The 643-nt window shown below is 48.4% G+C and carries 1 protein-coding gene; it reads right to left on the bottom strand.

Annotated elements, in window-relative coordinates; translation table 11 throughout:
- On the bottom strand, positions 1–641 hold a 641-nt coding region (locus R8N47_RS25945; protein WP_318186198.1), incomplete at its 3' end, for an aminotransferase class III-fold pyridoxal phosphate-dependent enzyme.
- Positions 642–643: the final 2 nt, after the last annotated feature.

The raw sequence follows: 643 nt of genomic DNA, 5'->3' as shown, positions 1-643 counted from the left end.
TCATTAGAGGCGGCGTTTAAACCACCCTCGCCTTGTACTGTTTCCAGCAATACGGCTGCTGGTTTGTCCATACCTGCAGAGTTGTCATTCAGCATAGTTTCGAACAGCGCCAAACCATCAACGCCAGCGTAACCTTCGAACGGAATGCGCGTTACGTTTGTAAGGCTTGAGCCGTTACCTTGTCGATGATGCTGATTACCTGTAGCCGCCAGCGCGCCTGCGGTACAACCGTGGAAACCGTTAGTGAATGCAACAACGCTGCTTCTGCCTTTCACTTTTTTCGCCAACTTGAGTGCCGCTTCCACCGCATTCGTACCAGTTGGGCCGGTGAATTGAACTTTATAGTCCAGTTTTCTTGGTTTTAAGATGTAGTTATCCAGTGCGGCGAGAAAGCCCGCTTTCGCTTCTGAATGCATATCCAAACCGTGAGTGATGCCCTCCATTTCGAGGTATTCAAGCAGTGCTTGCTTCAATACAGGGTTGTTATGGCCAGAATTTAGGGATCCCGCTCCAGCGAGGAAGTCTAAGTAGCGTTCACCTTGTTCTGTTTCTAGCCAGCAACCTTTCGCTTTGCGAAATACCCCTGGAAAATTGTTTGAATATGAGCGTACGTTGGATTCCTGCTTTTTGAAAATATCCATGA

The sequence above is a fragment of the Vibrio sp. 2132-1 genome (assembly GCF_033344315.1).
Note: the sequence above shows the minus strand (reverse complement) of the source record. Positions and strands in the feature narration are given on the sequence as shown.